The organism is Flavobacterium hydrophilum (assembly GCF_003202405.1).
GTDB classification, from domain to species: Bacteria; Bacteroidota; Bacteroidia; order Flavobacteriales; family Flavobacteriaceae; genus Flavobacterium; species Flavobacterium hydrophilum.
The window spans coordinates 51,562-73,677 of the sequence record NZ_QJHL01000001.1; the positions used below are offsets into that span (position 1 = coordinate 51,562).

General features: G+C 34.9%; 19 protein-coding genes. 5 read left to right on the top strand and 14 right to left on the bottom strand.

Annotated elements, in window-relative coordinates:
* Positions 1-149 precede the first annotated feature (149 nt).
* Together DMB68_RS00285 and DMB68_RS00290 are read left to right on the top strand one after the other, a co-directional pair.
* On the top strand, positions 150-935 hold the full coding sequence (locus DMB68_RS00285) for a hypothetical protein (protein ID WP_110344700.1): 786 nt from the start codon (positions 150-152) through the stop codon (positions 933-935).
* A gap of 122 nt (positions 936-1,057) precedes the next feature.
* Complete coding sequence (locus tag DMB68_RS00290) at positions 1,058-1,288, top strand: hypothetical protein (protein WP_110344701.1); 231 nt, start codon at positions 1,058-1,060, stop codon at positions 1,286-1,288.
* Between the two features lie 35 nt (positions 1,289-1,323).
* Here DMB68_RS00290 and meaB read toward each other — a convergent pair whose 3' ends face one another.
* The 3 genes from meaB to DMB68_RS00305 all read right to left on the bottom strand — a co-directional run bounded on the left by meaB (position 1,324) and on the right by DMB68_RS00305 (position 3,662).
* A complete protein-coding gene (meaB, locus tag DMB68_RS00295) occupies positions 1,324-2,412 on the bottom strand; it encodes a methylmalonyl Co-A mutase-associated GTPase MeaB (RefSeq protein WP_110344702.1) in 1,089 nt (362 codons plus the stop codon).
* A gap of 143 nt (positions 2,413-2,555) precedes the next feature.
* Entirely contained in the window at positions 2,556-3,197 is a 642-nt protein-coding gene (locus DMB68_RS00300; protein WP_110344703.1) for an NAD(P)-dependent oxidoreductase, read from the bottom strand.
* 57 nt (positions 3,198-3,254) lie between these two features.
* The gene (locus DMB68_RS00305; protein ID WP_110344704.1) at positions 3,255-3,662 is read right to left on the bottom strand and encodes an Rrf2 family transcriptional regulator; all 408 of its coding nucleotides are present in this window, start codon (positions 3,660-3,662) and stop codon (positions 3,255-3,257) included.
* A 327-nt stretch (positions 3,663-3,989) separates the two neighbouring features.
* Here DMB68_RS00305 and DMB68_RS00310 point away from each other — a divergent pair, with 327 nt between their 5' ends.
* A complete protein-coding gene (locus DMB68_RS00310; RefSeq protein ID WP_110344705.1) occupies positions 3,990-4,901 on the top strand; it encodes an AEC family transporter in 912 nt (303 codons plus the stop codon).
* A 108-nt stretch (positions 4,902-5,009) separates the two neighbouring features.
* The gene (locus tag DMB68_RS00315; RefSeq protein ID WP_110344706.1) at positions 5,010-5,648 is read left to right on the top strand and encodes a peroxiredoxin; all 639 of its coding nucleotides are present in this window, start codon (positions 5,010-5,012) and stop codon (positions 5,646-5,648) included.
* Between the two features lie 107 nt (positions 5,649-5,755).
* Here the strand turns inward: DMB68_RS00315 and DMB68_RS00320 are convergent, their stop codons facing one another.
* The 5 genes from DMB68_RS00320 to DMB68_RS00340 form a co-directional block, all read right to left on the bottom strand.
* On the bottom strand, positions 5,756-7,993 hold the full coding sequence (locus DMB68_RS00320) for a cation:proton antiporter domain-containing protein (RefSeq protein ID WP_110344707.1): 2,238 nt from the start codon (positions 7,991-7,993) through the stop codon (positions 5,756-5,758).
* 234 nt (positions 7,994-8,227) lie between these two features.
* The gene (purB, locus tag DMB68_RS00325) at positions 8,228-9,574 is read right to left on the bottom strand and encodes an adenylosuccinate lyase (RefSeq protein WP_110344708.1); all 1,347 of its coding nucleotides are present in this window, start codon (positions 9,572-9,574) and stop codon (positions 8,228-8,230) included.
* A 78-nt stretch (positions 9,575-9,652) separates the two neighbouring features.
* Positions 9,653-10,345, bottom strand: coding sequence for a sterol desaturase family protein (locus DMB68_RS00330; RefSeq protein WP_110344709.1), 693 nt, complete (start codon positions 10,343-10,345; stop codon positions 9,653-9,655).
* Positions 10,342-11,043 (bottom strand): SIR2 family NAD-dependent protein deacylase, encoded by a 702-nt coding sequence (locus DMB68_RS00335; protein WP_110344710.1) that lies wholly within the window; start codon positions 11,041-11,043, stop codon positions 10,342-10,344. The genes DMB68_RS00330 and DMB68_RS00335 overlap by 4 nt, the downstream gene beginning before the upstream one ends.
* 14 nt (positions 11,044-11,057) lie before the next feature.
* Positions 11,058-12,368, bottom strand: a complete 1,311-nt coding sequence (locus DMB68_RS00340; RefSeq protein ID WP_231131553.1) for a BNR repeat-containing protein — start codon at positions 12,366-12,368, stop codon at positions 11,058-11,060.
* A 152-nt stretch (positions 12,369-12,520) separates the two neighbouring features.
* Here DMB68_RS00340 and DMB68_RS00345 point away from each other — a divergent pair, with 152 nt between their 5' ends.
* Entirely contained in the window at positions 12,521-13,183 is a 663-nt protein-coding gene (locus tag DMB68_RS00345; RefSeq protein ID WP_110344712.1) for a TrmH family RNA methyltransferase, read from the top strand.
* Positions 13,184-13,270: 87 nt separating this feature from the next.
* Here DMB68_RS00345 and DMB68_RS00350 read toward each other — a convergent pair whose 3' ends face one another.
* From DMB68_RS00350 to DMB68_RS00375, 6 genes are all read right to left on the bottom strand, one after another.
* Complete coding sequence (locus tag DMB68_RS00350; protein WP_110344713.1) at positions 13,271-14,869, bottom strand: PepSY-associated TM helix domain-containing protein; 1,599 nt, start codon at positions 14,867-14,869, stop codon at positions 13,271-13,273.
* 93 nt (positions 14,870-14,962) lie between these two features.
* The gene (locus DMB68_RS00355) at positions 14,963-17,122 is read right to left on the bottom strand and encodes a TonB-dependent receptor (protein WP_110344714.1); all 2,160 of its coding nucleotides are present in this window, start codon (positions 17,120-17,122) and stop codon (positions 14,963-14,965) included.
* A 93-nt stretch (positions 17,123-17,215) separates the two neighbouring features.
* Positions 17,216-17,560 (bottom strand): hypothetical protein, encoded by a 345-nt coding sequence (locus DMB68_RS00360; RefSeq protein WP_110344715.1) that lies wholly within the window; start codon positions 17,558-17,560, stop codon positions 17,216-17,218.
* A 160-nt stretch (positions 17,561-17,720) separates the two neighbouring features.
* Positions 17,721-21,062: a preprotein translocase subunit SecA gene (gene secA, locus DMB68_RS00365; RefSeq protein ID WP_110344716.1), complete on the bottom strand. Its 3,342-nt coding sequence runs from the start codon at positions 21,060-21,062 to the stop codon at positions 17,721-17,723.
* Positions 21,063-21,148: 86 nt separating this feature from the next.
* The gene (locus tag DMB68_RS00370) at positions 21,149-21,370 is read right to left on the bottom strand and encodes a DUF2795 domain-containing protein (protein ID WP_007138072.1); all 222 of its coding nucleotides are present in this window, start codon (positions 21,368-21,370) and stop codon (positions 21,149-21,151) included.
* 152 nt (positions 21,371-21,522) lie between these two features.
* On the bottom strand, positions 21,523-22,092 hold the full coding sequence (locus tag DMB68_RS00375; protein WP_110344717.1) for a cob(I)yrinic acid a,c-diamide adenosyltransferase: 570 nt from the start codon (positions 22,090-22,092) through the stop codon (positions 21,523-21,525).
* Positions 22,093-22,116: the final 24 nt, after the last annotated feature.

A 22,116-nucleotide genomic window follows, 5' to 3' on the forward strand; every position in this document is an offset into this window, starting at 1 on the left:
CAACTAACAATTAAAATAATAGTCTAACGAAATAGTTGTAACTTTAATATGTTGATTTTTAGCGTTCTGTGGTGTGTTTTTAGGAGATTAAAGGTAACAAATAAGGAACTTCGTTTATCTATCTATAAATTATTTAAAACTAAATCGTTATGAAAAATTTTAAACCAGCAATTTTTACAGCAACATTAGTTTTGTGTTGCCTGTTAAATGTAAATGCTCAAGACAGCAAAATTGTAAAAACCACTAAAACCATTTCCGGTTCAGAAAGCACTTTAGAAGCATCTGCACACAAAAGCAGTATAAATGGCATAAATAACGGAATGCCAAATCGAATTTCGATGAATGTTACAGTTGCAAAACAAACACAGGGAGCAACGTTTGGAGAAAAAGTAAATGCCGGAAAAATAAATGTAACCTTAGTTGAAGGCGGATGTGTTGTTTTATTTTCTTCAAATGAAGGGTACAGAGTCAATACAGCAGATAAAAGTATTAAGGAATTAAGTAAAAGTGAATCCGCTGCTTTTGGCGAAAAAGTCAATCAGGGTTTGCATGCGGCGGGCAATGCTGTAGGGCAGGGAGCCTCTTTATTGGGTGGTGCCATGCCTGGAGGGTCTGTTATTTCGGCTACCGTTTCCAGTGTGGGTAATTTGGCAGGAAGTGGTGGAGGAGCAGCTGCAGCTTCTTATGCAGCGACAGGAAAAGCAGCAAAACCCGATTCTGAAAATAAAGTTTTAAAAATTCAGGATAATGCAAATGAAACTGTATTCGATCTGCCTGATGGTGAATATGAATTAAGTTTTGTTATTGTTGAAAAAGCCACTTCGGGTTTGAAAGACACTTTAAAAACCCAGGTCAGAATGGCTTTTTCAATAGAAAAAGGCGTTTTAAAAACGAAACATGATACTGCTAAAAATTCAGTAGGAAACATTCGTTAAAAGAATTAAATAGATCCGGATTTAAATATTTCATATTGTGTTTTTTAATTTAAAAGTCAAAGAAGGGGGTAACAAAAAATGAATTTGTGTATCTATCTATAAATCATTAAAACTAAATCGATATGAAAAATTTTAAGACAGCAATTTTTACAGTAGCATTTGTATTATGTGGATTAACTGGTGTAAAAGCTCAGGATAGCAAAAATGTAAAAGAAAAAACAGTTAAATCCAGTTCTGCGTCAGATTCTAAAGCAACATTAGAAACACCAACAAATGTTGGGATTCCATTAGAAGCAAGACGTTTGAAAACCAAACACGATACGGCTAAAAATTCAGTAGGGAATATCCGTTGAAGAAATAAAATTTTCTGTACAAAAAATAGAAAAGGTTATATTTTTTTATACTTATCTAATAATATCTGAGCGGCTGCAAAAGGTGATATTTCATTATTTTGCACCGCTTTTTTTGTTTCGTCTAATTGGGAAAGAATTTTCGGATTGTTGAAAAAGTCTGATTTCAGATGTTCATTAATGGTTTCTATCATCCAAAATTGATTCTGTTCTTTTCGCTTTTCGTCAAAATATCCAGTTTCATGGGTTAATTCAAAATATTGAGAAATTGTTTCCCAAATGTCTGATATCCCATCTTTGGTTATGGCACTGCAAGTCGTCACTTTTGGTTGCCATGTTGATTTTTTAGAAGGAAATAAATGCAAGGCTCTGTTAAATTCAATTTTGGCCAGATTTGCTTTTTTGATATTGTCTCCGTCAGCTTTGTTGATTACAATCGCATCCGCCATTTCCATAATACCGCGTTTGATACCCTGAAGTTCGTCTCCCGCACCGGATATTTTTAGTAATAAGAAAAAGTCAACCATGCTGTGAACTGCCGTTTCGCTTTGGCCTACACCAACTGTTTCAATAATAATGACATCAAAACCTGCGGCTTCGCAAAGGATAATTGATTCACGGGTTTTTCTGGCCACACCACCTAAAGTTTCCCCGGAAGCACTCGGTCTGATAAAAGCGTTTTCATCTTTTACCAATTCTTCCATACGGGTTTTATCACCTAAAATACTACCGTGAGAAAGCGAACTGCTTGGATCAACCGCTAATACGGCCACTTTTTTTCCTAATGAAGTTAAATGTTTTCCGAAGGCTTCAATAAAAGTGCTTTTTCCAACACCAGGAACGCCTGTAATTCCTATTCGGATTGATTTATTGGCTTCAGACAAACATCCTTTAATTACCTGATTTGCTTTTTCAGTATGGTCCTGATTTGTGCTTTCGATTAAAGTAATGGCACGACTTAAGGTTGTTCGGTTTCCGGAAATTATTCCTGAAATCAGTTCTTCAGCAGATGGCTGCTGTCTGCGTTTGTTTTTAATTTGGCTGATAGCCGATGCGTTGGTGATTTCGGGAGATGAAATTCCAGCTTTTTCGTTTAAACTGCCGGCCTGCTTATTTGAACTTGACAAAACACATTTTTTAGAATTGTAAAAGTACTGAAAACAAAAACAGTTTCAAAAGCAGAAAATTGCCTTGAAAACTGTTTTTTGTTAAAACACAAATTAATTATCTCGCTTTTAAATTCGTGCTAATTTGTGAAATCTGTGTTTTATTAGTATCCTGCAGTAAATCGAACCTGGTGGTGTTTTGGGATTTCTGTTTCGTCAGCAATAACAACTGCTAAATCTTCTACAGATAAAATGCTTCTTTGCTCATCATTAAAAACCGGGTTTTCTAAACCTAAACGATATTTTCCTGTTCTTCCTGTTTTAGTTCCCTGATGCATTTCAAAAGCAGGACTAAAAAATGCCCAGTCCAGTTCTTTTTCTTCTTTAATGATATTCAGATATTCTCTTGCAGCATTTGCTCCGTCATAAATTTCTTTTGGAAAATCAGGCGTGTCAATAGCTTGTAATCCCGGTGCTACAAACAAACTTCCGGCTCCTCCGATGGTGATAAAACGGGTAACTCCTGATTTTTTAACGGCTTCCTGAATGGCTTTTGATCCTTTAATGGAATCTTCGTAAATATTCGGATTTGACCATCCTGGATTAAAAGCATTAATAACAGTGTCGTGACCTTTTAAAATTTCTGCCAATGCATCAACGTTAAAAATATCTGCAGCGATCCATTTTGCATTTGCAGTATCTTTAGGAGTTCTGGCAATTGCTGTAATTTCGTGTTTTCTGTCTGCGAATTCATTTACAAGGGCTGAACCAACAAATCCAGTTGCTCCAATAATTGCGATTTTCATAATATATAAATTTATTTAGTAATAAAAAAAGTTACAGTTTTGGATAAAAAAATAGCTTTAAAACTGATTAGAGAAATCTTCTAATGTGATGTTTTTCAGTTCTAAACTTACTTTTTCGTTTAAATCGGCATACAATCCCGATAAATTTTCATTGATTTTCTTTCCAACAGGACAATCCGGATGGGGTTGATTTTTGGCATAACCTAAATTAATCGTGTCAAAAGTCATTTGAAATATTTCTTTCAGGGTAATATCAGTGGCATTTTTGGCTAATCTTGTTCCGCCGTTTTTACCTTCTTTACTTTCTACAATATGATGTGCTTTTAAGTTGGCAATTTCTTTTCTGACCAAAACCGGATTCAGATTGATACTTCCTGCAATAAATTCTGACGACAAAAAATCATTCGGGAATTTAGTGAGCAAAGTAAGGATGTGAATCGTTATGGCAAATTTACCTGAAAGCATACTGTAATAAATTATATTACAAATATAATGAGTTTTATAACACAAAACCTAATTTTAACTTTTTTTTCAGTAATTAGTAAAAAGTAATTAGTAAAAAGTAATTAGTAAAAAGTAATTAGTAAAAAGTAATTAGTAAAAAGTAATTAGTAAAAAGTAATTAGTAAAAAGTAATTAGTAAAAAGTGATTAGTAAAAAGTAATATGATTACTAAATGCTAAGTCTTTTGGGAATCTTTTTTTAATATCCACATTATACAAAAGCTAATTACTATTCGCTTTTCACCAGTCACTAAATTATAAATACCTACTTTTGTAACCATCCCGTGATATGAATAATTTTATTATAATATTCTTCTTTTTATTTTTAGGACTGCTTTTGCAAAAAGTGAAAGGTTTTCCAGTAACGTTTTATAAAATCCTGAACAAAATTGTCGTTTATGTATGTCTTCCGGCAATTACTTTATGCCATATTCCGAAAATACAATGGAGCAATGAATTATTATTTCCAATTGGTTCAGGCTGGATAACTTTTATCCTGGCGTTTGCGTTTTTTCATTTTTTAGGAAAAAGATTAGGGTGGTCCAATAAATTGATTGGCTGTTTGATTTTAACAGCCGGATTAAGCAATTCGTCTTTCCTTGGTTACCCTATAATTGAAGCATTATTTGGGAAAAAAGGTTTAGAAACGGCAATTTTGGTTGATCAGCCAGGAACCTTCGTGGTAGTTTCAACTTTAGGGGTTTTTGTTGCCGCCTTTTATTCTAAAGGGACTCCGGATGCTTTTGGTATCATAAAGAAAATAATATTATTTCCTCCTTTTATAATGTTTGTTCTGGCTTGCTTAATGAATGTTTATAATTATGAATTGAATTTAGATATTGAATTTATTTTATTAAAAATAGGAAGTTTGGTAACACCACTGGCCTTGTTATCAGTAGGATTACAATTAAGTTTTGACAGGAAAAGCCAGCACTGGAAATTCTTACGCCTCGGACTTTTTTTTAAGCTTTTCCTGGTTCCGTTTGTCATTTTAGTTCTATATGTTTTCATTTTTAAACAGCATTCTGAGCCTATAAAAATTACGATAATGGAAACGGCTATGGCACCGATGATTACAGGTGCAATTTTGGCTTCGACTTATGGTTTAAAACCTAAATTAAGCAGTATGATGGTTGGTTTTGGAATCCCAATTTCCTTTCTAACCCTTGCCATATGGTACTTTATTGTGAATTTTATTTAATTATGAATTAATTATATAGGGAAAATAGAATTTTAACTAATTTTTAAATTTTGATTGTTTTCTGAATGCATTTTTTAGTTAATTTTAGGGGAACTAAAAAACATAATTATGTCAACATTACGATTAGGCGATATAGCTCCGGATTTTCAGGCTGAAACTACACAGGGAACAATTAATTTTCATGAATGGTTAGGAGATTCATGGGGTGTTTTATTTTCACATCCTGCAGATTTTACACCGGTTTGCACAACTGAATTAGGAACAGTAGCCAATTACGTTCCAGAATTTACAAAAAGAAACACTAAAGTTTTAGCTTTGAGTGTTGATGGTTTAGAATCACATAAAGAGTGGATTAAAGATATTAACGAAACCCAAAATACAGAGGTTAATTTTCCAATTATTGCAGATGAAGATAAAAAAGTAGCAAATTTGTATGATATGCTGCACCCAAATGCAAGCGATAAATTTACAGTGCGTTCTGTTTTTGTAATCGGACCTGATAAAAAAATAAAACTAACTTTAACGTATCCGGCTTCGACAGGAAGAAATTTTGACGAATTGCTTCGTGTTATTGATAGTTTGCAGTTAACGGCAAATTATAGTGTTGCTACTCCTGCAAACTGGAAGGATGGACAGGATGTTGTAATTGCACCTGCAATTCCGGATAGTGATATTCCTGCAAAATTCCCAAAAGGACATACACCAATTAAGCCCTATTTACGTTTGACTCCACAGCCAAATAAATAAGCTTTTTTTTGATTTTAAGATACTAAGGTGCTAAGTTTCTGAGATTTTGATCTTAGATTAATTAGCACCTTATAAATTTATTGTCGTTAATTAAAAAACTTAGCTATTTAACGGCTTTTCAATAACTCAGCCATCTTTTTCTTATCACCAACTACCCAGATAATATCGTTTTGCTGTAAAATCAAACTAGATTCAGGGTTTAGGATTCGGTTTCCGTTTCTTTCAATTCCAACCACCATTCCACCAGTTTTTCCTCTAAACTGACCAATGCTTTTCTCCGTAAAGTCTTCATTAGAAACTTCCAACTGACGCAGAACAACTTCAGATTCTTGTACATTTTTAGGAGCTTCAATTTCATTTTGGTTCAAATAATTATTAAACTCGGTAATTTGAGCATCGGTACCAATTACAGAAATTTCATCGCCCGGAAATAAACGTTCGGTTTTAGTCGGAATCGGAATCGTGACTTCTCCACGTCTGATGTACGCAATATTAATTCCCATTGATTCTCTAATGCGCAATTCTTCTAATGTCTTCCCGGCAAGGTTCGACTCTTTTCCAATTTCAAAAATAGACATGTGGCCATCCCAGGGCATTAAATTGGCATATCTTCTGTCTATTTTTTTGTTTTCACGATCATTTAAATTTTTCAAAAAGTGATTTTCGATTTTATGATATTGTTCATTTAGTTTTTTCGGGAATATTTGATAAGCAACTATAGCTATAATCAACGCTACAAAAGCCACTGTTGGCGAAAAGAAGATGTTTAGTAAAAATCCAACAAAAAATAATCCCAAACTCATTCGGATTAAAATAAGCATTAAAAGAGCGCCACGATACTTGCGTTCTTCCCATAAAATTTCAACTTCATCGACTTTTACACGACGCAGGGAAAGTGCCCATAAAAACGGAGCAATTATAACTAAAGTTAATAAAGCGGCTAATGTATTTCCGAATCGGGTATCGGCAACCGAAGGCGCTACAAATTTTGACGACAATAAAATGATAGCAGTAATGATTATGGTATGAAGTATAATTTGTGTTACCGAAGACCGAAGCACAATTTGCCAGGTACTTACCGATTTTATAGCCTGTGCATTAACACTATAGCGGTTGATGTTTTTAACCCATTTTTTAGGCATTTTTTGTTCTAAAACCAGTGCAAAGGATTCAGAATATTTGATTAAAAAAGGTGTTGTAAAGGTTGTAATGGCGGATACCGCAACAATTATTGGGTAAAGGAAATCACTTGTAACTTTAAGTGTCATTCCTAATGTTGCAATAATAAAAGAGAACTCCCCAATTTGTGCCAGACTCATTCCGGTTTGGACGGATTGTTTAAGGGGCTGTCCGGATAAAAGTGCACCAAAAGAAGAACTCAATGCTTTTCCAAAAATAGTTAACAATGTAATAATGGCTACTGGTAATGCATACGTAATCAGGGTATCCGGATTAATCAACATTCCTACAGACACAAAAAATACGGCTCCAAACAAATCTTTTACCGGCTGAATTAAATGTTCTATTTTCTCAGCCTGAGTAGTTTCTGCAATGATAGATCCCATTATAAAAGCGCCTAAAGCAGGAGAAAAACCAACATTTGCGGCAAAAATTACCATCATCAAACACATGGCCAGTGAAATAATCAGCAGCATTTCATCTGTCAGAAGATGTTTTGCTTTTTTGAGTATCGTAGGAATAATAAAAATGCCTCCCAGAAACCAAATGATTAAAAAGAAAATTAATTTTAAAACAGATTGCAATAATTCTGTTCCGGAAACCTGATCGCTTACGGCAATAGTAGAGAGTAATACGAGCATTAAAATCGCAACGATATCTTCAACAATCAAAGCTCCAAATACAATTCCAACAAACTTTTTTCCTTTTACTCCCAATTCATCAAATGCCCTTATGATAATCGTTGTGGAAGAAATCGAAAGTGTCGCACCAAGAAAAATACTGTCCATTTTTCCCCAGCCCATCCATTGGCCAACACAATAACCAATGAGCACCATAAATATAATTTGTGTAATGGCGGTAATAGATGATGTTCCGCCCACCTTCATCAGTTTTTTAAAACTAAATTCGAGTCCTAAACTGAAAAGCAAAAAGATTACCCCAATTTCAGCCCAGACTTCCACACTTTTCATATCGGAGATCGATGGGAAAAAGTCAAAGTGATTTCCTGCCAGAAATCCGGCAATCAGATATCCTAAAACCAAAGGCTGTTTCATTTTTTTAAAAATAAGAACAGCAATTCCGGCAGTCATCAGGATTAATCCCAGATCACTGATTAAGGGTTGTAAGTGGTGAGTAGTTTCGGCAGCGGCGTTTAAGGCAAGCATAAATGGTATTTTTTTGTTCAGGAGCTATTCCGGCTTTCCATTTCAAGCTTTTGTGCAAAAAACATATTTTTAAAGCAGTTTCAGGAGCTTCCGCTGGTCGCTCTGTCCCTGCAAAAAAATATGGTTTTTTTACAAAAGGCTTTCCATTCTAATCCGGGCTAATTCTAATAAATTCAATAAAAAAAGCTATCCCGATAAAGATAGCTTTTTTTGACAAAATATTTTAGGTTTTCTTTAAATTCCTGTGTAATTACTAGGAGTTATCGCCATTAATTCGGCTCTAACGGAATCAGAAACTTCTAAGGTTCTAATAAAATTATGAATTGCGTTTTTATCAATCGCTTCATTCGTTCTGGTTAATCCTTTCAACGCTTCATATGGGTTTGGATACGCTTCACGACGTAAAATAGTCTGAATAGCTTCTGCCACTACAGCCCAGTTTTTTTCTAAGTCTTCGGCAAATTTACTTTCGTTTAAAAGCAATTTGTTCAAACCTTTCAAAGTAGCTTCAAAAGCAATAATGGTGTGTCCAACAGGAACTCCAACATTTCTTAGGACAGTACTGTCAGTTAAATCACGCTGTAATCTTGAAATTGGTAATTTAGCTGATAAATGTTCAAAAATAGCATTTGCGATTCCTAAGTTTCCTTCCGAGTTTTCAAAGTCAATAGGGTTTACTTTATGCGGCATTGCAGATGATCCAATTTCTCCTGCTTTGATTTTTTGCTTGAAATAATCCATCGAAACATATGTCCAGATATCACGATCTAAATCGATAATGATATTGTTGATTCTTTTTAAAGCATCAAAAAATGCCGCAAAATGATCATAATGCTCGATTTGTGTTGTTGGAAATGAATGTTGTAAACCAAGATCAGTTTCAACAAATTTAGTTCCGAATTGTTTCCAGTCAATTTGCGGGTATGCTACATGATGTGCATTGAAATTTCCTGTTGCCCCGCCAAATTTACCTGCAAACGGGATATTGAATAACAAACGCATCTGTTCTTCTAAACGCTCTACGAAAACCAAAATTTCTTTTCCTAAACGGGTAGGAGAGGCCGGCTGTCCATGTGTCCGTGCCAGCATTGGAATGGCTGCCCATTCAACACTTAATTCTTTCAATTTAGAAATCAAAGAAATTAACGAAGGCATGTAAACCTTTTCAAAAGCTTCTTTTGTAGAAAGCGGAATGGCTGTGTTGTTAATATCCTGAGAGGTTAATCCGAAGTGAATGAACTCTTTATATTGAGATAAACCTAATTTTTCAAAAGCATCTTTGATAAAGTATTCAACCGCTTTTACGTCGTGGTTGGTTACTTTTTCAGTTTCTTTAATCCAAAGCGCATCTTCAGTCGAAAAATTTTTGTAGATATTACGAAGGCTTTCAAATAAATCTGAATTAATGCCTTGCAATTGCGGCAATGGAATTTCGCACAAAGCTATAAAGTATTCAACTTCAACTAATACACGATATTTTATTAAAGCTTCTTCAGAGAAGTAAGGTGCTAAATTTTGGGTTTTACTTCTATATCTTCCGTCAATTGGTGATATAGCATTCAATTCGTTTAGAGTAGTCATCGTTATGTTGTTTTTTCGAAAGGTGCAAATATAAGGTATTGTTAAAACTTCTGAAAATTACTGAAGCTATATTATGCTTTAAATTATGGTTTTGAAAATTTTATCCCAAATCGTAAAGTAAAATCCATAATTACGAGATTCATTTTTATGATGATCATTGTGGAATTTTGTGGTTGAAATCCATTTTGTAAAATAGTTTTTATACCAATAATCCGGAAAAATATCGGTCTTTAAATGCCCAAATATTCCGTATGACAAATTTAAAATGAGATAAATAACGATGCTTAAAAAGTTGAACTTTAAAAGCGTAATTAAAAACAGCCATATAAAACCAAAACCTAAAGTTTCTACAGGATGAAGCACATACAGACTGTAAACACTGGTGTCAACATGGGTATGGTGAAGTTTGTGAATAGGATTGAACCATTTTAAGCGATGCGCCAGAAAATGAAAGCAGAACATAAAAAAGTCCATTAAAAAAATCAGCAATAAAGTATCAAATAATAAAGACAGGATTGATGCTGAAAAATCTACTCTCAGGATTCCTAAACGATACAATTCAAAACCCAATACTGTTATAAACGTATTACAAATGAGGGTTGAAAACACCCATTTTTGATCAGTCTTTTTTAATACGGTATTTTCTGGTTCAATAATTTTACCGATTAAAACAGATAAATAAATCAAAACTAAATTTTCAATCAGAAAGAAAACCGACAGATAAATCAGGTTGAATTGGGATAATTGATCGAGCCAGTTTTCGAAAATCATATTGCTTTTTCTAAAATCAATAGTTTTTCTCTCAAATCAGCTACTCCTTCTGAAGCAAATTTTGCAATCGTTTCTACTTTATTTTGAATATTCGGAATCGCAATTGGTTTTGGGTCAATATAAAAAACCGGAGTAATACTATAGGTGTAACTGATTAATCCTGCAGCAGGATAAACTTGCAGAGAAGTACCGATTACGGCAAAATAATCTGCCTCTTCCACAATTTTTATTGCTTCTTCGAGAGCAGGAACTTCTTCGCCAAACCAAACAATATGTGGGCGAAGTTGATGTCCATTTTCGTCAAAATCTCCAGTGAACAGATCTTCAGTCCAATTTAAAATCAGTTTTTTGTTTTGAACGCTTCTTACTTTTAGCAATTCACCGTGCAGATGCAGGACTTTTGTGCTTCCGGCTCTTTCGTGTAAATCGTCTACATTCTGGGTGATAATATGGACATCAAAATCTTTTTCTAATTCGGCTAAAATTACGTGTCCTAAATTGGGTTCGACTTCTTTGAGCTGTTGGCGTCTTTTATTATAAAAATCTAAAACCAGTTCTTGATTTTTACGCCAGCCTTCAGGAGTTGCTACTTCCATTACGTCATGACCTTCCCATAATCCATCGCTGTCACGAAATGTTTTGATGCCGCTTTCGGCACTTATTCCGGCTCCGGTTAACACCACTAATTTCTTTTTCATTTTTTGTATTGCAATTATTTTGGTAATTGATTCACTTCTAATATTCGTACCATTGTTGGCTCTGATTTTGCCAAACCTTCTCCGTCCACCTGATTTACATTTTGAAGAAAGATATGAAGTTTTTTTTGTTTTTCCCAAAGCGAAATGTCATAATTGGGTTCCCATTGACCTATTGATGTTGTTGTTAAATCTGTTATTTTCCAATTACTGTTTTTATCTAAATTCGTGTAAGCCATTGAGACTTTGTTTTCTCTTTCGCTGTCTCTAAATAGAAGGTACAAATAGCGATTTTCCCCTTCTTCTTTAATTAATAAATCAGGTCTGGAAATTGGGATTTTTTTGGTGCCGCCGCCTCCCAAAGAAAAAGGAGTTGTTCGAAAAGCTGTGTTTGTTTTTTTCCAGACGCCATTTTCTAAATAAACAATCTGAAACTGCGGAATAGTATTTTCACTCCAATAGTTAGCAATATAAGGATTTCCATTTTCATCAGCTGTCATCGAAGTTTGGTTGATCAAATTCGATTTTTCCGGAATGTTCCATGCAATTTCTGCCGATGCGACAGTTATTGGCAAATTGTACTTTTCTCCGTTTGATTTTTCCCAACTCAAACCACCATCAGAAGAGCGGGCATAACAGATGTCATGATTCGTCGATACATCCCAGCTTTCTCTCCAAACCCATGAAAGATGTATTGTGCCTTTTTTATCTACTTTGGCTTGCCAATACGCACTTCTTTTGTCTTCGCCATTTAATAGATTGCTCTGAATTTGCGACCATTTTTTGTCTTTTACAGAATAGGAATTAATAATCATGTTACCTCTTCCGGAAGCACCTGAACGATAAAAAAACAATAAATTTCCGTTTGGTAAATTATAAAATTCAGGATAGGTTACTTTTTGCTCGGCAATGCCGGTCATTGATTCTTCATTACCCAAATCTAAACTTAAAGGTGCTTTACTCTTTGCATACCGAAGTTTAGTATCATGATGATCCCAGCTGATGTGGAAGAAACCATCTCCGTCCACAGCAATACTAATGCTGTTATGAGCATCTCTTGAATTACCGGAATAAGGTGTTTTTACGGTTTCCCAAGTGTATGTATTAAGTTTTCTTTTGCCTAAGACTACTGAGCCACTATCATCGTAATAGGCTGTAAACTGAAAGTTTTTAAAAGTAGTTACAGCATTTTTTCTGAATTTAACCGTATTAACAGAATTATTGCTCCAGCCATATCCAACAGAAATTTCTTTAGCAGGTTTTGTTGCACAGGCAAAAAGGGTGAGAAATAAAGCACACAAAATGCTTTTGTGAAAATGCTTGTTCATTAATGTCATTTTTATGAGGCAGTTAGTAATTAGTAAAAATAACCGATTTTTAGAATAGTATGAATTAAAACATACCAGTTTAGATTGGGGGCTTTTGGTTATTTTACTCGATATGAAAAATATTACTATTTTTGCCGCAAATAAACACCAAAATGATTGATTTAGATTACTTAGCTTTCTTAGAAAACATACTAACAGACAACCGCAAAGAAAGATTTCTGAATGTTCTGGGAAATCGTACCAAACATTTTACGATTGCTGTTGAAGATGTTTTTCAGATGCACAATACGAGTGCCGTAATGAGAAGCTGTGAAGTTTTTGGAATTCAGGAACTGAATGTAATTGAACAGCGTTACGGTAAAAAAATCGATAAAGAAATTGCAATGGGCGCTCAAAAATGGGTAGATATCAATCAGTTTGATTCGGTTGCCAATTGTATTTCTACTTTAAAAAATCAGGGGTATCAAATTATTGCTACAACACCTCATGAAAATGATTGTTTGCTGGAAGATTTTGACATAACCAAACCAAGTGCTTTATTTTTCGGAACAGAGCGCGACGGACTTTCGCAGGAAATATTGGATAAGGCCGATGGTTTTCTAAAAATTCCGATGGTTGGTTTTACCGAAAGTCTGAATATTTCTGTTTCGGCAGCCATCATCATTCAGAATTTAACCAACAGATTACGAAATTCAGATATCAACTGGCAATTATCAGAACAAGAAATTTTAGAAAAGCGTTTGTCATGGGCGAGAAATTCGATTAAGGATATTAAGCGAATTGAAGCGCGTTATTACGAGGAGAATCCCCGATAAATTGATTAATCTCGCAAAGGCATAGAAACGCTAAGAAATAATATTAAAACTAAACTTTGCGACTTCGCGACTTTGCGAGATTCTTTTTTACTTCTTCAAAAACAAAATAAATCCAAGAATACTAACAACTAAAATAGTCAATGCAGCCAAAACCATTGAAAGGTCACGGATGTTCTTTCCTGCCCAGTCCATGAATAAAAATTTGTGGAGAATGGCAAAAGAATACCCTTCAACTTTATCTGAATTATTGATAACCGCGGCTAATCTTGACGTTGATGTTTCAATAAAATAAGTTGTTTTTTCAGGCGTATCATAAGCCAGTTTTATTACCGGAAGCCTTTTGTTGACAAACCCATATTCCCTGCTTTCGAAATCAGTTATGATTTTTGATTCTAATAATTTTACATTTTCCAGATCAGGCTGAGGTTCGTGATCACTGCTTTCAATCATTTCACAGCAGGCTTCCTGTGGCGCACCGCCTGTAAAATAATAGGCTAAATATTCTGCATATTGTAAATCGATATTGGGAGCTATTTGATTAGTAGCCGCATTAATATAGACTGTTTCTGATTTTTTATCGCCTTTTTTATTCCATTTTGAATTCGAGTCAGATTTTGAGGTTTTATATTTTTGTTTTTGAATCAACTGACAACGATAGTAAATAGTATCGTTAAGTGTAATAATTCCCATGTTCTGAAAACGATCCCAGTCTAAATTCAGGTTGTTATTTGCAATCTGAATTTCCTTTGTTGAAAATGTCGGTTCATAAACCATTTGCGATAAGGTGTATGGCTCCCATTTTGTGGTAGCGTGATAAGCACCGCTAAAAGCAAAGGTCAAAGTAAAAAGCGAAACCCATATTCCGATTTGGCGATGGTATTTTCGAAGTCCTTTTTTAGGTTGTACAATATCAGTTTTTTTGAATTGTTTCCACAGCAAACCGTAAATTAAAATTCCGCTCAAAGCAGAAAATCCAATAATGGATAGAAGGAAAATCATCGTTATAATTCTTATACTATTGTTAGAAATAGCATCTACAAACGACCAGTTATGAAATACATCAAAAAACCAAATGAACCATTGTCTTGAAGCCGGATTGAAAGTAGCGAGTTTGCCTGATGAGGTTTCAACATAAACTTCCATAGTGTCCGGGCGATCAAAACTTAATTTGTAAACAGGTAAATAACGGTTTACGTATTTGTATTGCGAAGTAAATTCGGTTACAACTTCACTATTTTTGACTGCACTTTTTTGATCGTCCAGAAAATATCTTGAAAGCCATTCAGCATATTTCTGGTCACCGTTTTTGAGTTTTTTTGCATTTGATGTGTCAAAATACAATAAATCACCTGGAATCATTTTTACCTGATAATAGGTGGTATTATTGAATTGAACGATTCGGAAATTTTTGAAATCATTGATAAAGTTTTGTTTCAATACTTCCTGAATCGACAAATGCAGTTGACTTTTATCTATAATCTGCTGTTCCAGTTTATCATGTGCAATTTCGGGTTTAAAAAAATGCGCCATGAATGGATGCATTAAACCGGATAATGTCCAGAAAATGACAGGAATAATGGTGATTAAACCAATAACACGATGCCATTTGTACATGTGTTGTTTGATTTTTTTTATAAATTTTGAATCTTTCTTTTTAGATTTTTTGGCTGTTATTTCTTTGCTCATTGTTAGTTTTTTTAGCCCCGATCGAAGCGATATCCTTTTGTGGCGGGGTTCGCCACAAAAGATATAGCGTAGAGCGGGATTAGCTCCTGATACTTATTTTTTTAATGATAAATTATATTGAATTCCGAATACGAAAGTTCTGGGTGCTGCAGCCGTGTAAGTGGGTTGTGCGTTTGCAACATTCGATCTCGAAACATTATAGGCGTATAATTTATCGGTTAAGTTCATCACATTTCCGTAGACCTCAATTTTTCTCCATTGGTAGCCAATTCTCGCATTGAATAAATTGTAACCATCGTATTTTACGGTATTGATCTGGTCCTGATAGTAACTCCCTACAAGCTGCCACTCAACAGAAGTTCTTAAGTTGGGAAGCCACTCTGGGTAATAACTTAATTCTGAATTTCCAGACCATCTTGGAGCGGCCGGCATTTCTTTTCCGTTTAAATTCTGTACCGGATCTGATGGCTTGTCTGAAAGTTTAAAATCGATATAAGTATGCTGTGCGTAAGTCCCGCCAAGACGAATGTTCAATTGTTTTGAAGGTCGGTAAGAAGCGCCAAATTCAATTCCTTTATGTCGGGTTTCTCCAGCCGAACGATAATCGGTTGAATTATCAGGAAGTTTGATGCTTAATAATTCATTTTTACCTTCCATATAGTAAAAAGCATAATCAAAATTTAATTTATTTTGGAGGAAAGAAAGCCATCCGCCAATTTCATAGTTGTCGAAATCTGCCGGTTTTAAGTTATAATAAAATTCGGCAGGAACACCTGTTGTACCACCAGTTCCCGGTTTAGTCCTGAAAATGGAAGTAATTCCCGGAGGGGCAAAGCCTTGAGAATAATTGCCATAAAATCCAGCGAATTGTGTTGGGTTGTAATTGGCACCAGCTTTAAATGTAGCTTTATCATAAACTCTACTTCCTGAAGAAAGATCGAGAGCGTTATCATAATCAACTTTCATATTGTCATAACGGCCGCCCAATGTGATGATTAGTTTTTCAATCAGATTAAAACTCAATTGCGCATAACCTGCTGTATTGAAAATATCTGCCGAATAATCTGCCAGTTTTGAATCCGGATGTTCTGCGATAATTTCATACGAATCTACGGTTTGTTTGCCTGCTTCTCCCGGATTTAGATTGGCTTTTAAATCGATTACATACGACCAATAGGTTACAGGTGAATAATCATATAAGGCCCCGGCAACCAATTTTGTATTTAAGAAATTAAATTGTTGGGTATGCTGTCCAATTGCTCCGTAGCTTTTGAAGTTGTTTGAATTGACTTCTCCTTTAGCCGTTGTGGGATTTACAGCCTGATTCCATTTGATTCCGTATGAAGGATTTTGGCCTAATTTGTTATCACGCAAATAACCGGTAATATAACTGCTTGAATTGCTGTTCCAGTCGTGCTCTAATGTTAAGCGTGTTCTTAAGGCATCCGATTTTCTATAAGTGAAATCAGTAGTACTTTTATAGGTTCTGTTGTTAAAAGCTTCCTCATTCACACTTCCACTCATGTCTGAATAATATTTTCCGTACATGGTGTTGCTGATTAATCGGGTAGAAGGCGAGATGTTGTAATCGATTCTCGCGTTCAGATTGTCTTTATTGTAATCAGAATAGGTCATCCAGCCGTTTTCCTGTAAACTGGATATTCCGGCAATATGAAAACCAACTTTCCCGATTGTAGCACCACCAGCAGCCTGAAATCTGTGATATCCATAATTATCAGCCTGAACGCCAAATTTAAATTCCGGATCAACAGGTGGTTTTAGTGAAATTAAATTGATTGTTCCGCCAACAGCTTCCGGACCATATAAAGATGAAACGGGACCTTTTACCACTTCTATACTTTGAAGGTTGAACTGATTAATTTCTAACAAAGCATTATGATTGAAGATTCCCATTGGCCGAATTGGCAATCCGTCTTCTAAATATAAATAATAAGCATTCGTGGTCATAGGCTGGCGAATCGACATCATATGCTGTTCGTTCCCTAAATTGACCATTAAAACTCCAGGCGTTTTGTTGATGATTTCGTAAACCGCTGTAGCTTTAGCCTCGTTGATGGTTTTGGCAGTTAATTTGCTGATAGCAACAGGGGTTTCTTTGCGTAAAGTTGCGGTACGATTAGCAGTTATAAAAACATTTTCAAGTTCTTGTGATTTAGTTGTGTCTTGCTCTGTTTTATTTTGTGCAAGGACACATTGCCCAATGATGAGTAAGGTAAAGTATATTTTTTTCATTTTAAATTATATAAATTTTAAAAGTAGCATGTTATTTTCCTGACATTGAGACAAGAAAATCTTTTCAGTTTGAATTGAAAAGTGTACTAAAACTTATATAAAATAGGATGGAGGATGAAAAGTACTATTGGAAACCGAAATCGGTTTTGCATCAAAAGAAGCAAAAAGTTGTGCTGTTGATGCGATAGGTGTAACTAATTTGAAATTAGCTAAAGGAATATTTTGAATGTAAACAATCTCTGCTTTTTCTTTTAGATTGTTTTGCATTCTTTTTTCGTTATCAGCGTATTTTTTTAAACTTTTTTGAAGTTCACAACGTCCGTTACAACTATTAAAAACCATTTTGCGTTGTACACAGATGGTTTTTGAAATTTCTTCCTGATTTAATTTAAATGAAGTATAAACAAAGAAACTGCCAAAAGAGGGAACTAATAGCATGCAGGAAAGAAATATGATAAATAACCTTTTCAAGTTGTGTTTTGTTTTCGAATGCAAAAGTACAGTTTATTCGTTTTATAAAGAATAAATATTCGTTTTTTTGAAAAAAAAATCCCCAATTACAGTAATTGGGGATTTAGAATGTATTTTTTAGAAATTGTTATTTCACAAGAACCCATGTGCCATTGGCAATTAGGGTTTCTGCTTTTTTAAATTTCATTGTTTCAGTTTTACCTGTAGCAACTTCCTGAACCGTTACAGTATCATTACGATTGATTTTTGGCATATCTCTTACGATAGTTTCTGTAACCTGACGTTGTTGTGTTTCTCCGGCTTCACGATTGATATCCTCGCTGTTTGGAATTTCGTCTTTGCTTAATTTAAAGTTTTCTTTTTGACGAACTTCTCTTGCTTCGTGAATTTCAGGAACGTTTTGAGCAGGTAAATCACCTTTGAATAAGAATGAGATAACTTCCTTATTAACGTTATCCAGCATTCCTCTAAACAAATTAAAAGCTTCTAATTTGTAGATAAGCAATGGATCTTTTTGTTCGTGAACAGCTAATTGAACTGATTGTTTCAATTCGTCCATTTTACGTAAGTGCTTTTTCCAGGCTTCATCAACAATAGAAAGTGTGATGTTTTTCTCGAAATCAGCAATCAGCTGAGCACCTTCGCTTTCATAAGCTTTCTTTAAATCTGTAACAACATTCAGCGTTTTGATTCCGTCAGTAAAAGGAACTACAATGCGCTCAAAATGATTGTTTGGCTCTTCAAAAACTCCTTTAATGATTGGAAAAGCTTCTCTGGCACTTCTTTCTGTTTTTTCTGTATAGAAAGCCAAAGCTTCTTTATATACTTTTCCGGTGACTTCGATTTCGGATGATTTAGAGAAATCAGCTTCAGCAATTGGAGATGTGATTCCGAAATAACGAATCAAATCAAATTCAAAGTTTTTGAAATCGTTTGTTACTTTATTTTGGTCAACAATCACTTCGCAGGTATCATAAAGCATGTTTGCGATGTCAAGTTTCAAACGCTCACCAAATAATGCGTGACGACGACGTTTGTAAACTACTTCACGCTGCGAGTTCATAACGTCATCATATTCTAATAAACGTTTACGAACACCAAAGTTATTTTCTTCTACTTTTTTCTGAGCACGTTCTATAGATTTGGTCATCATAGAATGCTGAATAACTTCACCTTCCTGTAATCCCATTCTGTCCATAACTTTAGCAACTCTTTCAGAACCGAATAAACGCATTAAGTTGTCTTCAAGAGAAACATAAAATTGAGAACTTCCCGGATCTCCCTGACGTCCCGCACGTCCACGTAACTGTCTGTCTACACGACGGGAATCATGACGCTCAGTACCCACGATTGCTAGACCTCCGGCAGCTTTTACTTCTGGAGTTAATTTAATATCGGTACCACGACCAGCCATGTTTGTTGCAATAGTTACAACTCCGGCTTTTCCTGCTTCTTCTACAATTTGAGCCTCTTGTTTGTGCATTTTAGCATTCAAAACGTTATGGGTAACGCCTCTCATTTTCAACATTCGGCTTAATAATTCTGAAATTTCTACAGAAGTTGTTCCAATTAGAACTGGTCTTCCTGCATTTGATAGTTGGGTAACATCTTCGATTACAGCGTTGAATTTTTCACGTGTAGTTTTGTAGATATAATCTTCTTTATCTTGTCTTGCAATTCCTTTGTTGGTTGGGATTTCTACAACATCCAGTTTGTAAATCTGCCATAACTCGCCAGCTTCTGTAACAGCTGTACCGGTCATACCTCCCAATTTGCTGTACATTCTGAAATAATTCTGTAATGTAACAGTTGCAAATGTTTGTGTAGCAGCTTCAATTTTTACATTTTCTTTAGCTTCGATCGCCTGGTGAAGACCATCAGAATAACGACGTCCGTCCATGATACGACCTGTTTGCTCATCGACAATCATAATTTTGTTGTCCATGATCACGTACTCAACATCTTTTTCGAATAAAGCATACGCTTTTAAAAGTTGCGTTAAAGTATGGATTCGCTCGCTTTTTACTCCAAAATCCTGGAATAATTTTTCTCTTGCTTCCGCTTCAGCATCTTTATCCAGTTTTTGTCTTTCGATAGCAGCAATTTCAGTTCCGATGTCCGGTAAAACGAAGAAATCAGAATCAGTATCGCCAGAAAGGTATTTAATACCATTGTCTGTCAATTCTACCTGATTGTTTTTTTCTTCAATTACAAAATACAAAGCTTCATCCACTTTATGCATTTCGCGATTGTTATCCTGCATGTATTGATTTTCAGTTTTTTGAAGCAATTGTTTGATTCCTTCTTCACTCAAAAACTTAATTAATGCTTTATTTTTAGGTAAACTTCTGTAAGCTCTTAATAATAAGAATCCGCCTTCTTTAGTATTTCCCTCTTTGATTAATTTTTTAGCTTCAGCTAAGAAACCATTTGCCAACTGACGTTGTTGTGCAACTAAGTTTTCGATTTTTGGTTTCAATTCATTAAATTCATGACGATCACCCTGAGGAACCGGTCCTGAAATAATAAGCGGTGTTCTTGCATCATCAATTAATACAGAATCGACCTCATCGACAATGGCATAATTGTGTTTTCTTTGTACCAAATCGCTTGGCGAATGTGCCATATTATCTCTTAAGTAGTCAAAACCAAATTCGTTGTTGGTCCCGTAAGTGATATCGGCGTCGTATGCTTTTTTTCTTTGTTCTGTACTTGGCTGGTGATTATCGATACAGTCAACACTTAAACCGTGGAATTCGAATAAAGGTGCTTTCCAGGTACTATCACGTTTTGCCAAATAATCATTCACGGTTACTAAGTGAACTCCGTTTCCGGTTAAAGCATTTAAGTAAAGAGGAAGTGTTGCAACCAAAGTTTTACCTTCACCCGTTTGCATTTCGGCAACTTTACCTTCGTGCAAAACCATTCCGCCAATTAACTGAACATCATAATGAATCATGTCCCAGGTAATTTCTTTACCAGCTGCATTCCATTTATTTGCCCATATAGCTTTGTCGCCATCAATTTCGATATACGATTTTGTTGCAGAAAATTCGCGGTCTTTTGCAGTAGCAGTAACTTCAATATGAGAGTTGTCTTTAAAACGACGGGCTGTTTCTTTAACAACAGAAAAAGCTTCCGGAAGAATTTCCAATAAAGTTTTTTCTGAGATTTCGTAAGCTTCTTTCTCAAGAGTATCAATAGCATCATAAAGATCTTCTCTTTTGTCGATGTCTTCGATGTTTTCAACTTCCGCTTTAAGTGAAGCGATTTTAGCGTCTTTATCAGCTCTGGCTTCTTTTATTCTTTCTTTAAAATATACCGTTCTGGCTCTTAATTCGTCGTGAGACAAACTTATCAAGCTGGTTTCGAATGTTTTAATTTTGTTTAAATACGGTTGTAAAGCTTTAACATCTTTCTGTGATTTATCACCTACAAAGACTTTAATAATACTGTTTATGAAACTCATGATTTATTGTATTTCTTTATTGTATAATATGTATTTGAACCAAAAAAAAAGCCTCGTTGATGAGACTTTTTCCTTTGGTTTATTTTTTAATATTCATCCTCATTCCAAAGATAATCTTCGTCTGTTGGATAATCAGGCCAAATTTCTTCCATTGATTCATATATCTCGCCTTCGTCTTCAATCGACTGTAGGTTTTCTACTACTTCTAAAGGAGCTCCTGCTCTAATAGCGTAGTCAATAAGTTCGTCTTTGTTAGCAGGCCACGGCGCATCACTTAAATAAGATGCTAATTCTAATGTCCAATACATCTGTTGTCGATTTAGTTTGTGCAAAAATAAATTTTTTACTGAAAAAGACAAGTAAATTTTGATTTATTTTAAGAAAATTTAAGAACGTCTTGTTAATTACAGATTTTAGATTGTTGATTTTAGATTTTGGAACTGCTTAAAAATCTAAATTTTTATTTCCTCGGAATCCATTTTACTTCCTCTGCTTTTAAGTCTGAGGACAACTTCCGTGCCAAGACAAAAAGGTAGTCAGAAAGTCGGTTTAAGTACTGAATTGCGATTTCAGGGACGTGTTCATTATGACTTAAATGTACGGCGAGGCGTTCTGCGCGACGGCAAATACAGCGTGCGATATGACAATGTGACACGGTTGGGTGACCGCCAGGTAAAATAAAATGAGTCATTTGTGGAAGCGTATCTTCCATTGTATCAATTTCATTTTCCAGTAATTCAATATCCGAATCGATTATTCCGAGATTTTCTAATCTGAGTTTGCCGTTTTTTAAAACTTCTTTTTCCTGCGGAGTTGCCAAAATGGCACCAACAGTAAAAAGACGATCCTGAATTTCGATTAAAATAGTTTTATAGTGAGTATTGATTTCCTGATCACGAATTAATCCTATATAGGAATTTAATTCATCGACGGTTCCGTAACTGTCGATGCGAATATGATCTTTAGGTACACGGGTTCCTCCAAAGAGAGCGGTTGTCCCTTTATCTCCGGTTTTAGTATATACTTTCATTTTTTTTAGATTTTAGAGTTCAAA